12 protein-coding genes and 2 pseudogenes are annotated in these 14,184 nt (G+C 62.0%); 9 read left to right on the top strand and 5 right to left on the bottom strand.

Translation table 11 applies throughout. From position 1 onward, the window contains the following. The first annotated feature begins 5 nt into the window (after positions 1-5). The 3 genes and pseudogenes from ACN9MO_RS29360 to ACN9MO_RS29350 form a co-directional block, all read left to right on the top strand. On the top strand, positions 6-797 hold the full coding sequence (locus tag ACN9MO_RS29360; protein WP_112995116.1) for a hypothetical protein: 792 nt from the start codon (positions 6-8) through the stop codon (positions 795-797). A 125-nt stretch (positions 798-922) separates the two neighbouring features. After that, a pseudogene (locus ACN9MO_RS29355) lies at positions 923-1,655 on the top strand (tyrosine-type recombinase/integrase). 4 nt (positions 1,656-1,659) lie between these two features. Next, a pseudogene (locus tag ACN9MO_RS29350) lies at positions 1,660-1,795 on the top strand (IS91 family transposase); the annotation flags it as partial. Positions 1,796-2,120: 325 nt separating this feature from the next. Here ACN9MO_RS29350 and ACN9MO_RS29345 read toward each other — a convergent pair. After that, positions 2,121-5,234: an efflux RND transporter permease subunit gene (locus tag ACN9MO_RS29345; protein WP_112995115.1), complete on the bottom strand. Its 3,114-nt coding sequence runs from the start codon at positions 5,232-5,234 to the stop codon at positions 2,121-2,123. Further along, the gene (locus tag ACN9MO_RS29340) at positions 5,234-6,346 is read right to left on the bottom strand and encodes an efflux RND transporter periplasmic adaptor subunit (RefSeq protein WP_112995114.1); all 1,113 of its coding nucleotides are present in this window, start codon (positions 6,344-6,346) and stop codon (positions 5,234-5,236) included. Before ACN9MO_RS29340 ends, ACN9MO_RS29345 begins: the two co-directional genes overlap by 1 nt. Before the next feature lie 97 nt (positions 6,347-6,443). On the opposite strand from ACN9MO_RS29340, the gene ACN9MO_RS29335 reads away from it, so the two are divergent. The 3 genes from ACN9MO_RS29335 to ACN9MO_RS29325 all read left to right on the top strand — a co-directional run bounded on the left by ACN9MO_RS29335 (position 6,444) and on the right by ACN9MO_RS29325 (position 8,785). Then, complete coding sequence (locus ACN9MO_RS29335) at positions 6,444-7,028, top strand: TetR family transcriptional regulator (protein WP_425987311.1); 585 nt, start codon at positions 6,444-6,446, stop codon at positions 7,026-7,028. 52 nt (positions 7,029-7,080) lie between these two features. Beyond that, complete coding sequence (gene fabF, locus ACN9MO_RS29330) at positions 7,081-8,358, top strand: beta-ketoacyl-ACP synthase II (RefSeq protein WP_113480194.1); 1,278 nt, start codon at positions 7,081-7,083, stop codon at positions 8,356-8,358. A 175-nt stretch (positions 8,359-8,533) separates the two neighbouring features. Beyond that, complete coding sequence (locus ACN9MO_RS29325) at positions 8,534-8,785, top strand: hypothetical protein (protein ID WP_113133940.1); 252 nt, start codon at positions 8,534-8,536, stop codon at positions 8,783-8,785. A gap of 238 nt (positions 8,786-9,023) precedes the next feature. On the opposite strand, the gene ACN9MO_RS29320 is transcribed toward ACN9MO_RS29325, so the two are convergent. Next, positions 9,024-9,887 (bottom strand): class I SAM-dependent methyltransferase, encoded by an 864-nt coding sequence (locus ACN9MO_RS29320; protein ID WP_425987308.1) that lies wholly within the window; start codon positions 9,885-9,887, stop codon positions 9,024-9,026. A 35-nt stretch (positions 9,888-9,922) separates the two neighbouring features. Then, positions 9,923-10,570 (bottom strand): TetR/AcrR family transcriptional regulator, encoded by a 648-nt coding sequence (locus ACN9MO_RS29315; protein ID WP_112995109.1) that lies wholly within the window; start codon positions 10,568-10,570, stop codon positions 9,923-9,925. A 90-nt stretch (positions 10,571-10,660) separates the two neighbouring features. Here ACN9MO_RS29315 and ACN9MO_RS29310 point away from each other — a divergent pair, with 90 nt between their 5' ends. The 3 genes from ACN9MO_RS29310 to ACN9MO_RS29300 are packed head-to-tail and all read left to right on the top strand — an operon-like array spanning position 10,661 to position 12,239. Continuing rightward, on the top strand, positions 10,661-10,858 hold the full coding sequence (locus ACN9MO_RS29310; protein ID WP_162728023.1) for a hypothetical protein: 198 nt from the start codon (positions 10,661-10,663) through the stop codon (positions 10,856-10,858). Further along, positions 10,851-11,744 carry an NAD(P)/FAD-dependent oxidoreductase gene (locus ACN9MO_RS29305; RefSeq protein WP_425987306.1) on the top strand — a complete coding sequence of 298 codons (894 nt, stop codon included), beginning with the start codon at positions 10,851-10,853 and terminating at the stop codon, positions 11,742-11,744. Before ACN9MO_RS29310 ends, ACN9MO_RS29305 begins: the two co-directional genes overlap by 8 nt. A gap of 21 nt (positions 11,745-11,765) precedes the next feature. Next, complete coding sequence (locus tag ACN9MO_RS29300) at positions 11,766-12,239, top strand: methyltransferase family protein (protein ID WP_113480275.1); 474 nt, start codon at positions 11,766-11,768, stop codon at positions 12,237-12,239. A 511-nt stretch (positions 12,240-12,750) separates the two neighbouring features. Here the strand turns inward: ACN9MO_RS29300 and ACN9MO_RS29295 are convergent. Beyond that, positions 12,751-14,184, bottom strand: coding sequence for an aldehyde dehydrogenase family protein (locus ACN9MO_RS29295; protein ID WP_425987303.1), 1,434 nt, complete (start codon positions 14,182-14,184; stop codon positions 12,751-12,753).

Genomic DNA, 14,184 nt, shown 5'->3' with positions numbered 1-14,184 from the left:
AGCCAATGAACAGCTACATCAAACTCGGTTTGTCGGCAGCAATCGCGGCGCTGATTGGCGGCAGTGCCCTTGCCGCCGACGTTTCTCCTCTGCTCACCCAGGATCAGCAGACGGTCGAAAGCCAGGGCGGATGGTCGTTCTCGGTCGCACCCTATTTTTGGATGGCAGGGCTGTCGGGTGAAACCTCGCAATTCGGCCTCCCGACCGTGAACATGGACGCCAACTTCGATGACATTCTCGGAAATCTCGACTTCGCCTTCATGGCGGCGGGAGAGGCACGGAATGGTCGCTTCAGCGTCATCGGCGACATCTTCTACACGAAGCTTGGAGCCGATGGCGATACGCCCGGCGGCATCTTGGCGACCAGCGTCGATGTGACCTCTGAGACCTTCTCGGGACTATTGGGCGCCGGATACGCCGTCATCGATACGCCGCAGGGACATCTGGACGTCGTTGGCGGCATAAGGGTCTGGTCGGTGGACACAACGATCCGCTTCAATGGCGGCCTCCTTGGCGGCATTGAAAGGAGCGATGGCGCGACCTGGGTTGACGGCATAGTCGGCTTGCGCGGCAAGTATTCCCTCACCCCGGAAGTCTACCTGACGGGATGGGGACTGGTCGGCGGTGGTGGGGCTGACATCGACTGGGACATTGCCCTGGGCGTCGGCTACGAATTCAACGATCGGATTTCGGCGATTGCCGGCTACAGGGCGCTCGGCGTCAACTATAGAGACGATGGATTCGTGTTTGATGCAGTCCAGCAGGGTCCAATTCTCGGGCTTGCCTTAAGATTCTAGGAGGTCCTGTTGACAAAGTGGATTGAACTAAGCCGCTATCGCGGCGAATGGGGCCGACTTTGACCGGAGCCTCCTGACTGATGGGATGGTGGTGTTGCAACCCACCCTTCAGACAGGAGGTCCAGATGGCTGAGCTTAGCCCTCTTCGCCGCCGGATGATCGAGGACATGACGGTCCGCAATCTGTCTCCGGCAACCCAGCGATCCTACATCAACGCCGTTCAGAAGTTCAGCCGCTATTTCGGTCGGTCACCGGATCGGCTTGAGCTTGAGGATGTTTCCCGCCTTCCAGGTTCATCTGGTCTCGACAGGGATATCCTGGGCATTGCTGAACCAGATCGTCTGCGCTCTCAGGTTTTTCTACGGCATCACGCTGGGCCAGAATGATGTGCCCGAGCGGATCCCGTATGCGCGCAAGCCGCGCACACTCCCAGTTGTTCTGTCGGCGGATGAGGTCGTTCAATTCCTCGAGGCGGTTTCCAGCCTGAAGGCGCGGGTGGCGCTGACCTGCGCCTATGCGGCGGGTTTGCGGGTCGCGGAAGTCTGTGGGTTGAAGGTGGAGGATATCGACAGCTCCAGGATGGTGATCCATGTCCGTCATGGCAAAGGCAGCAAAGCCCGCTATGTCATGCTGTCTGTCGAGTTGCTGGGAATTCTGCGCAGCTATTGGCGTCTGGCGCGTCCAGAATCGTTCCTGTTTCCGGGACGTGATCCCGGCAAACCTATCGAGGCGACAGTGTTGAACGCCGCTTGCCGGTCAGCCGTTGCAGCGACCGGTCTTTCCAAACGCGTCACCATCTGCTCTACGACGAGCCCGCTCGACCGATTGCGCCTGGAGGTGACGCCGCCGGACGAATAGTCGGGTGCGCTCTGCCTTCGAAGTCGCCGACATCCTTCGGCGGCATGGGGCGTCCTACAAACGAGAGAACGCCCGGTCACCTTGGCCGCGGCGAACGTCGCGTCGTGGGAGCTGTCGAAGCCTGCCGCACACCCAGGCTATTACGACTACTTTCTGTTCGGGCACAGCTGCCTCCTATTTTCTATTTTGTCCGACTAATACCGTAACCGCGCCGCGTGCGGCTCCGCGCATCCCGCCACCCCGACCAGCGCGTCGTCGGCTTTTGACCTGAGGTTCGCGCGCAAACTATCAGGGGGAAAAGAAGCCCCGCCATCCGAAGCTGAGGAAGAATGGCCGCTGAACTCCTGGGTCCCGGGTCCGGGTCGAGGCGACGCCGGCCGAAGATTAGGGATCCTCGATGCTGGACCGTCGACGTTCTCCTTCGCAGCACTTTGGGATAGGGCTACACACAATTTGAACATGTGGTCACTCCGCGGCGTTCGCGAGCTGCAATTGCGGAGCCTTCTCCCCTGCATGCTCATGCGTCTGCTGCTCCGTCGGCTTGATCCGGAACCAGGCCGCATAAAGCGCCGGTAGGAACAGCAGGATCATCACCGTGCCGACGGCCGTACCGCCAATGAGCGTATAGGCCATCGATCCCCAGAAGACCGAATGAGTGAGCGGGATGAAGGCGAGAACCGCTGCTAGCGCCGTCAGGATGACGGGCCTCGTCCTCTGCACGGTCGCTTCGATGACCGCGTGGTAGTCGTCCAGGCCGGCAGCCTGGTTTTCCTTGATCTGCTCGGTCAGGATGAGGGTGTTTCGCATAAGAATGCCCGCCAGCCCAATCAGCCCGAGAATGGCGTTGAAGCCGAAGGGCTGGTTGAAGAGGAGCAATGTCGGCACCACGCCAGCAAGACCGAGCGGCGCCGTCAGCATGACCATGGTCATCGTCGACAGGCTGCGAACCTGGAGGACAATAACGATCAGCATCGCCGCAATCATCACCGGGAAGATCTGAACAAGCGCGACGTTTGCCTTGAGCGATTCCTCGATATTGCCACCCATCTCGATGCGATATCCGACCGGCAGCGAGGCGATCAGGGGCTGCAGGGCCATCATCACCTCCTGGGAGACTTCCGGCGGCTGCGTCGCCTCATTGATATCCGACCGGATGGTGATGACCGGCGTGCGGTCACGGCGCTTCATGAGCGGTTCCTCGAAGCGGATTTCAGAGTGGCCGATCTGATCGAGCGGAATCGGCCGGCCATCCCTGCTGATCAACGAGAAGTCCGCCAGTCTCGAGGGATCGAGCCGGTTTTCGCCAGCGCTGCGGGCAACCACCGGGACATTGCGGATGTTCTCGCGGACCTGGGTGATGGGAGCCCCGGTCAGCAGCAACTGCATCTGCTGCGCGGCTTCAGCCGGGGAAAGCCCGATGAGGTTGAGGCGTTCCTGGTCCGGAATGAACCGGAGCACGGGGGTGCGGCTGCCCCAGTCGCGGTTTGCCTGACGAACGTCCGGCACGGTTTTCATGATGACAAGCGCTTCCTCCGAGATCTGATAGAGCTTCTGGGGATCAGGCCCCATGATCCGGAACTCAACCGGAAACGGGGTATAGGGTCCAAACACGAGCTGTGTGACGCGCACGGATGCTTCCGGAGCGAGGCCTTCGGCGATGGCGGTGCGCATGCGATGCTTGAGCGCTTCGCGCCCCTCGGCATCGGGGGTGAGCGCCACGATCTTGGCAAATGCCGGATCCGGCAGTTCAGGCGCCATGGCAAAGAAGAAGCGCGGCGCGCCCTGGCCGATATAGCTGGTAACGATCTTCGACTCGGGTTGCTCCTGCAGCCAACGCTCGAGTTTTGCGACCGTGGCGGTGGTCGTTTCGATGCTTGTCCCTTCGGGCAGTCGAACCTCGACCAGGACTTCGGGACGGTCCGACGTCGGGAAGAACTGCTGCTTCACCGCGCCCATGCCCACAACGGAAACACCCATGGCGACGAGGACGACGGCGCATGTCATGAACTTGTGACGCACCGCAAACTCGATGACTGCGCGCAGGCGCTGATAGTTCGGTGTGCCGTAAATGGCCGCGTGACCACCGCCGACCGGCTTGATGTTGGGGAGCATCTTCACACCGAGATAGGGCGTAAAAAACACCGCGACAATCCAGGATACGATCAGAGCAAAGCCGACCACCCAGAAGATATTGCCGGCATACTCACCGGCCGTGGATCTGGCAAAGCCGACCGGCATCAGGCCGATGATTGTCACGAGCGTACCCGACAGCATGGGGGCCGCCGTATGGCTCCAGGCATAGGCCGCCGCCTTGATACGGTCCATGCCTTCTTCCATTTTCACGACCATCACTTCGATGGCGATGATGGCATCATCGACAAGGAGCCCGAGCGCCAGGATCAACGCACCGAGCGTGATGCGGTCGAAAAAGCGGCCCGTCTCCAACATAATCAGAAAGACGACGGCCAGTGTTAGTGGCACGGCCAAGGCAACAACGATGCCGACCCGCCAGCCAAGGCTGACGAGGCTGACGAACAGGACGACACCAAGTGCCATGGCGAATTTGAGCATGAACTCGCCGACGGCTTCTTGAATGTTGACCGCCTGATCGCTGACCTTCGCCAATGTCATGCCGAGTGGGAGGGTCTGGGCAATCGCCGCTGATCTTTCCTCGAGCGCCTTGCCAAGCTCCAGGCCGTTCCAGCCCGACTGCATGACGACGCCGAGCATGATGGCAGGCTCGCCCTCATGGCGGATGCTGTACGTCGCAGGATCCTCGTAGCCACGGCGAATGTGAGCGAAGTCGGAAAGCTTCAGCGTGCGGCCGCCCGCGACAATCGGGGTATCGGCGATCGCTTGTATGTTGTTGTAGGCGCCATCGAAACGGATGAAGACCTGCGGCCCGCGCGTGTCGATAGAGCCGGCTGGCGTGACCCTGTTCTGATTTTGAAGGGCGGCTGCGATGTCCTGCGCCGAGATACCGAGCGTGGCGAGCTTGGCGAACGAGAATTCGACGAAAATCTGCTCGGGCCGTTCCCCCAAAATGTTGATCTTCTTGACGCCTGGCACATGCAGGAGATCCTGCCGGATACCTTCCGCCTGGCGCACGAGGTCCCGCATCGGCATGCCTTGGGCTTTCAACGCATAAAGGGCAAAGCTTACGTCCGAATATTCATCGTTGACGAAGGGCCCGAACACACCGGGTGGCAGGTTTCTCGCCTCATCGCCGAGTTTCTTGCGGGCCTGATAAAACTCCTCTTCAACAGCACTCGCCGGCGTGCTGTCCTTGAGGGTGACCGTCAAAAATGCGTAACCGGGGCGGGTTGTCGTTTCCACCCGATCATACCAGGTGAGTTCCTGAATACGCTTTTCAAGCGGTTCAGCGACCAGGTCTTGCATCTCACGGGCGGTCGCGCCCGGCCAGACGGCCGTGACGGTCATCGTCTTGATCGTGAACGATGGATCTTCCGCGCGTCCCAGCTTGACGAAGGCGTAGACGCCCGCTGCAGCCAGCAAGACGATGAAGAACAGGGTGACCGCCCGCTCACGAACGGCGAGCGCGGAAAGATTGAAGTTCATCAGTTCGCCGCCTCTGCTTTTTCGACGCTGGTGCGGATGGTCGCGCCCTCGGTCAGAAGATGCGCGCCGAGCGCGACTACCGCCTCGCCGGCATTTAGGTTCGTCACGATCGCGTTTTCTTCGCCGAGCCGTTCGACCTTTACTTCACGAAAGTGAACGCTCGACGCTTGCGCATCGACCACCCAGACGCCAGTCCGGGTGCCATCATCCAGGACGGCGCCGACAGGCACCTCGGCATGAAGCTGAGCGTCCTTGTTCGGTATTCTAAGCGTCACCGTTGCACCCAACGGCGCAGTTGCGGCTGCTCCCTGTAATACCCAGCGCGTTTCGTAGGTGCGGGTTTGAGGATCCGCAGCAGCAGACATCTGCCGCAGGACCGCCCCTTCTTCCGCGTCGCGGCCATAAACGGTGGCGCGGGCAAGGGCACCGATCTGAGGCCTGATATTTTCCGGCATCCAGACCAGCGCTTCACGCGCGCCCGCCTTGGCAAGCCTGACGACTGGCTGACCGGCTGATACGACCTGGCCGGGTTCGCCAAGTGTCTCGACGATAGTGCCGTCGGCGTCTGCCACAAGGAGCGTGTATGTCGCCTCGTTTTCTGCAACTTTCGCTTCAGCTTCTGCCGCGGCAAGCTGCGCTGTCGCGGTATCGAGAGCAGTCTTGGACTGTTCGTACCTCTGCGGAGACGCCGCCAGGCCATTCTTGACGAGCTCCGCGTAGCGCCTCTCGTCGGCCTGCGCTTGAATAAAGGTTGCTTTGGCGGCCGCAACCGCGTTGCGTTTGGCGGCGACGGCCAGACGAAGATCTGTTTCATCGATCCGCATCAGCGGTTGCCCGGCCCGCACTTCGTTTCCGAGCTCCACCAACCGTTCAACGATTTTTCCCGGAACGCGGAAGCCGAGATCGCTCTGCACACGTGCGGCTATGGTTCCGGTAAAGCTACGTGCCACGGCGTCCGGCGTTCTCGCTTTAATGACGCTGACAAAGGGGACAGAGGTCCGAGGATCCGCAGCTATCGCGACCGTCTCATTGGGCCAAAAGACAAAAGCTGCGGTCGCAACCCCCACACCGACGAGGACAGCCGCCGAAGAGAGAATAAACTTCGTTTTCATGTGGTGACCCTTCTTGACGGTCGACGCGTTCTGAATAGATTGCATTCTAACTCTAAATCGCATATAGATGTCAAATGAAATCTAAAAGGAGGTCATCATGAGAGTCACTCGTGCCCAAGCCGAAGCCAACCGGGAGGCGGTGATCAACGCTGCCAGCAGGCTCTTTCGCGAGCACGGCTTTGACGGGATTGGTCTCAAGGATCTGATGAAAGGTGCCGGTCTGACCCAGGGCGGCTTCTACAAGCAGTTCGAGTCCAAAGAGGATTTGGCCGCGCTTGCGTCAAGACGGGCAATGGAGAGCGCGACGCGCAGATGGTCATCCGTCGCAGCCTCGAGCTCCGATCCACTTCGAGCCGTCATCGATCTCTATCTTTCGGCCGGTCATCGCGGCGAAACCGCGGACGGATGCCCACTCGTGGCACTCGGGGCGGACGCGGCTCGTCAGAGTCCGGAAATCCGGACACCCTTCCAGGATGGCATAAAAGCCCACCTCCAGGTTTTGGAGGAACTGATGCCGGAGCAAGGCGAACCCCATCCGGACGAAAAGGCCATGGTCGTCCTGTCGCTGATGGTCGGCGCCGTCACGCTCTCCCGGATCGTGACCGACGAGAATCTGTCGAACCGCTTGCTCGAAGCGGCCGCAAACGAGGTCAAGCGCCTCGCCCCGCTCAGCGACGATTAGGACGACGCCCGTCCTGATCCCGCAATACCATGCAGTACATCTTGGAGTCGTCATGCGCCGTATCGTCGTCACAGGCATGGGAGCGGTTAGCCCGCTCGGTGCCAATGTAACCACTTCCTGGAGCAGGCTTCTGGCTGGCAAGTCGGGCATTCGCCGTCTGCCGGACGACATCGTCAGCGATCTTCCTGCCAAGGTGGGCGGTGTCGTTCCTTCGATGGATGAGGACGCCGACGCGGGGTTCAACCCCGACAAGGTCCTCCCGCCGAAGGATCAGCGCAAGATTGATCGTTTCATTCTGTTCGCACTCGCGGCGGCCGAAGAGGCGCTGGCGCAAGCGCGCTGGAAGCCCACCTCGGAAGAAGACCGCCTGAGGACCGCAACGATCATCGCGTCGGGGATCGGTGGCTTTCCGGCCATAACCGACGCGGTCAGGACCGTAGACCAAAAGGGGCCGCGGCGCCTGTCGCCGTTCACTATCCCCTCGTTCCTTGTCAATCTGGCAGCGGGTCAGGTGTCGATCCGACATGGGTTCAAAGGTCCGCTCGGGGCGCCGGTGACGGCATGCGCGGCAGGTGTACAAGCCATCGGCGACGCCGCGCGGCTCATCTGTGGAAACGAGGCCGATATCGCGATCTGCGGTGGCACGGAAGCCTGCATGAACACTGTAAGCCTTGGCGGCTTTGCCGCAGCGCGTTCGCTGTCATCGGGGTTTAACGACACACCCGAGCTGGCGTCACGACCATTCGACATGTTGCGTGACGGCTTCGTCATGGGCGAAGGCGCCGGCATGCTGGTGATCGAATCCTTGAGCCATGCGCTTGCGCGCGGCGCCCAGCCGTTAGCCGAGCTAGTCGGTTACGGCACTACGGCCGACGCCCACCACATCACCTCGGGTCCCGAGGACGGGTCAGGCGCCGCAAGAGCGATGCAGATTGCGATCAGACAGGCGGGCATCACCCCGAAAGAGATCCAGCACCTAAATGCGCATGCGACCTCGACCCCTGTTGGTGACCGCGGGGAAATCGAGGCGATCAAGACGGTGTTCGGGAAAGGGTCCGGTCTGGCGGTGAGCGGCACGAAGTCCGCGACCGGCCACCTTCTCGGTGCGGCTGGCGGGCTGGAAGCCATCTTTACGATCATGGCACTTAGAAACCAGATCGCGCCACCAACGTTGAACCTGAACGCGCCCGATCCGGCAAGCGACGGTATAGACATCGTCGCGCACAAGGCCCGTTCGGTCCCAATGAACTACGCGATCACCAATGGGTTCGGTTTTGGAGGTGTGAACGCAAGCGCGCTGTTCAAGTGCTGGTCCGCAATACGGGCGTGAGCATCAACCGAAAAGTCGCCACTGGCTACTCGACGCAACCTTTGATGCCACTCTCGAGGACCGGATGCGGGGTCGATTGGCGCAACCGACCTTAGGTTGCGGTGCAAGTGCCTTCTCCTATCGCCCAAGTCGCCTAGCGACTTTCCCAGAACTTGAGCCTATGCAGGAGATTACGATGCTGAAACGCTTTTTGGCAAAATGGCGACTCTGGGAGCAAGCGCTCGACGGGATAGATGACCTGCACGGGGATCATCTCGTGAACCTGGAGAAGCGCGTGCTCATCCTTGAAAGGGAAATGACATTGTTGAAGGAAACGCGCTCCTCGGAATCTCCGATTGAGCGCCTCTTGTCTCTCGACAAACTGAACTCTGAAGGTGGAAGGGGCTCTGTGGGCATTCCTGCACTAATACCCGCTAAGGGAAATTGACTTGTTTGGATTGTATTGGTTAGCGCGGATTGGCCTGAATCGTTCGAGGGGGCGGTCAAATTCGTTCCAGAGGTAGTCGACGATGAGCGCGATATAAACCAATGGCGGCAGTGCGACCTGGGACAAAAGCCCGCCGCCCTACCTCCTCTGCGTTCCGGCCGCAAGTGGTGCGGGGTCGATCGCGTCACGGCCGACGCCGAGCCATCGAGACGGGACGTCTCCCCCCTGTTAATCCCTGTCAGCTTGCCGGATTGCGCGCGGTGACGATCCACGCCGCGCCGTCGATCATCACCGACCGCTCACCGGGGCAGCCCGCGAAGACGGCACGAACCGCAGCCGAGGCGCGGGCGCGGATATCGTCGGGCTGATCAGCGAGAGAGCGCGCCAGCGGGCCGACCTCGAGTGTCATCTTCACCGCGTCGTCGAGCGCCGCGTCCCGCGTCTCCCCCTTGCCGAACGGGATGGAGGCATCGAATGGCGTGATAGCGACATCGGTGAAGCCAGCCACCGTTAGAATACGCGCCACCCGCCCCTGGTCGCCAAACGAGAACGGGCCGGGCGCGTCGGGACCGGGCGGCGTCATCGGCGGGAGGATGCCCTTCATCGCGCCCATCGGCAAGCGCACCCAATCGTTCTCGGCCATGCCGCGCCAGCAGACGAAAGCGACCCGCGCGCCCGGCTTGAGCGCACGGCGCATATGAGTGAAGGCCGCCGTAGGATCGTCAAAGAACATCACTCCGAAACGCGAGAACAGGATGTCGAACGCGCCCTGGGGCAATTCGGTGCTGCTGGCGTCGGCCACCTGGAACAGGGCCGGCGTATCCTGCGGCGCTAGCGCGCGCGCTCTGCCGATCAGCGGTTCGGATATGTCCACGCCCAGCACATGGCCCCCTGCGCCGACGCGGGCGGCCAGGTCCAGACTAGACGCCCCCGCGCCGCAGCCGACGTCCAGCACGCGTTCGCCCGTGGCGGGCGCGGCGGCTTCGATCGCGGCCTGGCCGAACACCGCCATCATGGCATCGAGCCGGGCCTGGTAAGTGACCCAGCGCTCCCCGCTTTGGCCTTTCCAGTCGGCTACCTGATAAACATTTTTCTCTGTCATGCCATATCCTTTGTTCTGATCCGTTCTTCACCAGGCTATCCGCCCGCGTGGTCGTTCCCACCGTGTGCGGCGACGAACATGGCGACGGCGGACCGGCAATAGGATTCGATTTCGTTGTCGTCCTCTGCTCTCGCCTGATCGAAGCGTGCGATAATCAGGAGATCGGATCCTTTGATAAGCGCGGCAAACAAGCGGGCGGACCGGAGAGGATCGGGCACGTTCAGAACCGCCTTCGCGTGCAACTGACGCAACAGGGCCTCGATTTGGGCGATGACATAGGCGGGGCCGGCTACGTAATGGAGCTTGCTTAACGACTTTTGATTCGTCTTGTCGGCCATGATCATGGCTTCGACACTGCGGACGTCCGGGCTCAACAGCGTGCGAAGCAGGGATGTGCCCACCGCCATGAGCTGATGTTCGGCCGAACCGTCGACGCCTTCAATAAGAGACTGGGGTGCAAACTGATGGCAGTGGGCCGCGATGGCCGCACTGAACAGCGCCTCCTTGTTCTCGAAGTGCCGATAGATGCTGAGCTTGGATATCCTCGCTCGCTGGGCGACCTTGTCCAATGTCGTCGCTTGAAAACCCAATTCCACAAAGAGTTCGCACGCGGCGTCGACTATCGTTTGGCCAAGCGCCTCGTTGGCGGGCCGGCCGCGCCGGCCCTGGGTGTTTTCGGTCACGACAATTCCAGTCCTTGACAGTATCCTAATTCTTGAATTACGATACCATACAGTTTCTAAAATGTGCAAGCCATTGGGTAGGTTTCAACCATGTCCTCCAAATCCGGGCCGCCCGGCGATATCGAATGCGGCACCGTCCGGTCGATCAACACAGTGATGGGCGACTTTCTCGCCAATGCCGAAGCCCGGCTCGCTGCCCGTTTCGAGCGCGTATCGCTGGACGATATTGCGCGCCAGGCCCAACCCAACCCCCTCCAACCACAACACGGAGCCCATCACCATGGATGACGTCGTCATCATCGGCGGCAGCTTTGCCGGTCTCGCCGCCGCGCTGCAGCTCGGCCGCGCCCGCCGCAAGGTCACCGTTCTCGATACCGGCCTGCCACGCAACCGCTTCGCCAGCCACTCGCATGGCCTGCTCGCTCACGATCACAAGCCACCGCTGGACATCCTGGCCCAGGCGCGGCAGCAGCTAGCGCGTTATCCCACGATCAGGCTGGTCAATGCCCGGGCCGACAGCATCTCCGGCGCCATCGACGATTTCTCCATCCTCACTGGCGATGGCGAAAGCCTTGGGGCCCGCCGCCTGATCCTGAGCTATGGCGTCGCCGACCAGATGCCTGATGTTCCGGGCTTTGCCGAAGGCTGGGGCACGTCCATCGTGCCCTGCCCCTATTGCGACGGCTTTGAAGTCGCCGGCCAGCATTGGGGCCTGGTCTGGTCCGGCCCGCAGTCGCACCAGTCTGTCAGGCTGTTCCACGATTGGACCGACAGGTTGACGCTCTTCGCAGATGGTCACGACATTCCGCCCGATATCCGGGCCGATCTGGCGCATCGCAACATACCTGTCGTCGAGGGCCGGATCACCGGGATCGCCCGTCACGGGGGCCATAGCGCCACCGTCAAGCTCGATACCGGCCCCGATGTCGCGGTCGACATCCTGTTCGCGCATCCGCGCAACAAGCCGTCCGCAAGCCTGCATGAATCACTGGGTCTCGCCACGGTCGATACGCCCCTCGGCATCGCCCTCAAGGTCGACGAGCGCCGCGAAACCAGCATGCCCGGCATCTACGCCGCCGGCGACCTCGCCAACCCCCTCATGCCCTCGGTCACCACCGCATCATGGCAAGGCGCGATGGCGGGTATCTTCGCCCAACAGTCGATGCTGATTTGAGAGCACAGATTGGAGATGAGCATGGCCGTCGAACCGGACAGCGCGGGTGTGCGCTTCCCTCCGCCCTTCGTCTATCTGGGAACGCTGCTGTTGGGGCTGGCGGCGGAGCGGTTCGTCACCCTGCGCTCTTTCGGCATCGACTGGGGGTTGCTGGTCGCGACGGGCGCGCTGCTGTTCGTTGCCGGCGCAGCGATGATGCTTGCGGCGGCGGGGCTGTTCCGGCGGCTGGGCACCCACGTTCCGCCGTCGCAGCCAACGACCCTCATCGCAACGACCGGTCCTTATCGGTGGACCCGCAATCCCATGTATCTCGGCATGGCGCTTATCTATGCCGGCCTTGCGATCGGCTTCGACGGGCCGATCGCCTTCGCCTTGCTCCCGTTGGTGCTGATCGCGATCCAGACGCAGGTGATCGCCCGCGAGGAGCGCTATCTCGAAGCGAAGTTCGGCGACGACTACCGCCGCTACAAGGCCGAGGTTCGCCGCTGGCTCTGACTATTCCGCCGCTGCCGCCTGCGGGGCCTTCTTGCCGCGGCCCACAGGACGACCGTGACGTAGCCGACGTGTGCGCCCGCAGCGCGCTAACGCCCTACACTGCCGGTCAGCGGAGCGAGCCGACGTGCTGTATCGTCAGACCATGGGCAGATTTGGTTACCGCTTGCCGCCACAAATTAGCCGTCGACGCACCGCACGCCGATGTCTGCTTTCGAGAAGCGGTAACCGAGAGCGGACACACCGCCCGAATGCGACGTTAGAATATCCGATTGGCAATAACCGCTACTGGCGCACAGTCGAGGGACGCCGTGGCCAAGAAGATGTCTGCTTTAGGCCGGCGCGACGATGCCCTCTGTGACCAACATGGGGGGCGGTTGAACGCATTGATCGCGGTCCGCATTGCGCCCATCAGTGGAGGAGCTTTTCGCCTTGAAGGGAACCGAAACGTCGGCCCCTCCCCCCTTGCCTCGAATGATCTCAAGGCGGCGCGCCTCAACCTAAACATTCCCGCTTAAGCCAAGGTGTAGGCCGTCTTGACGGTGGTGTAGAATTCGGCGGCGTAGCGACCCTGCTCGCGCGACCCGTGGGACGAGCCCTTGCGGCCGCCGAACGGCACGTGGAAATCGACGCCGGCGGTCGGCAGGTTGACCATCACCATGCCGGCCTCGGCGTTGCGCTTGAAATGCGTCGCATGCTTGAGGCTGGTGGTGGCGATGCCCGACGACAGGCCGAAGGGTGTGTCGTTGGCCACCGCGAGCGCCTCGTCGTAGTCCCTGACGCGGATGACGGACGCCACCGGCCCGAAGATCTCTTCCCGCGAAATGCGCATCTGATTGGTCGCCTCGGTGAACAGCGCCGGCTGCAGGTAGAAACCGGGCGTGTCGCGCTTCAGGATCTCGCCGCCGAAGGCAAGCTTGGCGCCCTCCTGTTTGCCGATGGCGATATAGTCGGTGTCCTGGTTGAGCTGGCTCTGGTCGACCACCGGACCGATATGGGTGCCGGCCTTCAAGGCGTCGTCGATCGTCAGCCCCTTCATCCGTTCGCCCATCGCGGCCACCAAACGATCGTGAATGCCCTCGGTGACGATGATGCGCGACGACGCGGTGCAGCGCTGGCCGGTGGAGAAGAAGGCGGAGTTGACCGCCGCTTCGACCGCAACGGACAGATCGGCATCGTCGAGCACGACGAAGGGGTTCTTGCCGCCCATTTCCAGCTGGTATTTGCGATTGTGCTCGACGGAGGCCAGCGCCACCCGTTTGCCGGTGCCGGTCGAGCCGGTGAAGGTGATGGCGTGCACATCGGGGCTGTCGAGCATCGCCTGGCCGACCACCGAGCCCTTGCCCATGACGAGGTTCAGGACACCCTTCGGCAGGCCGGCACGATGGAGGATGTCGACGATGGCCCAGGAACTGCCGGGCACCAGCTCGGCCGGCTTGAAGACGACGGTGTTGCCGTAGCAGAGCGCCGGCGCGATCTTCCAGGCGGGAATGGCGATCGGGAAGTTCCAGGGCGTGATGATGCCGACGACGCCGACCGGCTCGCGGGTGATCTCGACGCCGATGTTGGGTCGGGCCGACGGGAGCACCTCGCCCGCCAGTCGCAGGCATTCACCGGCGAAGAAGTCGAAGATCTGGCCGGCGCGCACCGTCTCGCCGATGCCTTCGACAAGCGTCTTGCCTTCCTCGCGCGACAACAGCTTTCCGAGCTCGTCCTTGCGGGCGAGGATCTCGTCAGCGGTCTTCCTCAGGATCGCGTGACGCTCGAGGATGCCGGAGCGCGACCAGGCGGGGAACGCCGCTTTGGCAGCGGCAATCGCCGCTCTCGCATCCTCGGCCGAGGCACGGGCATATTCGCCGACCACGTCATTGGTGTTCGAGGGGTTGATGTTGGCGACCCCGTCGCCACCGATCCATTCGCCGGCAATCAGGTTCTGGTGCAATGTCAT

Origin of the sequence: Ensifer sp. R-19 (genome assembly GCF_049905105.1) — a bacterium.
Taxonomy (GTDB): Bacteria; Pseudomonadota; Alphaproteobacteria; order Rhizobiales; family Rhizobiaceae; genus Ensifer.
Note: the sequence above shows the minus strand (reverse complement) of the source record. Positions and strands in the feature narration are given on the sequence as shown.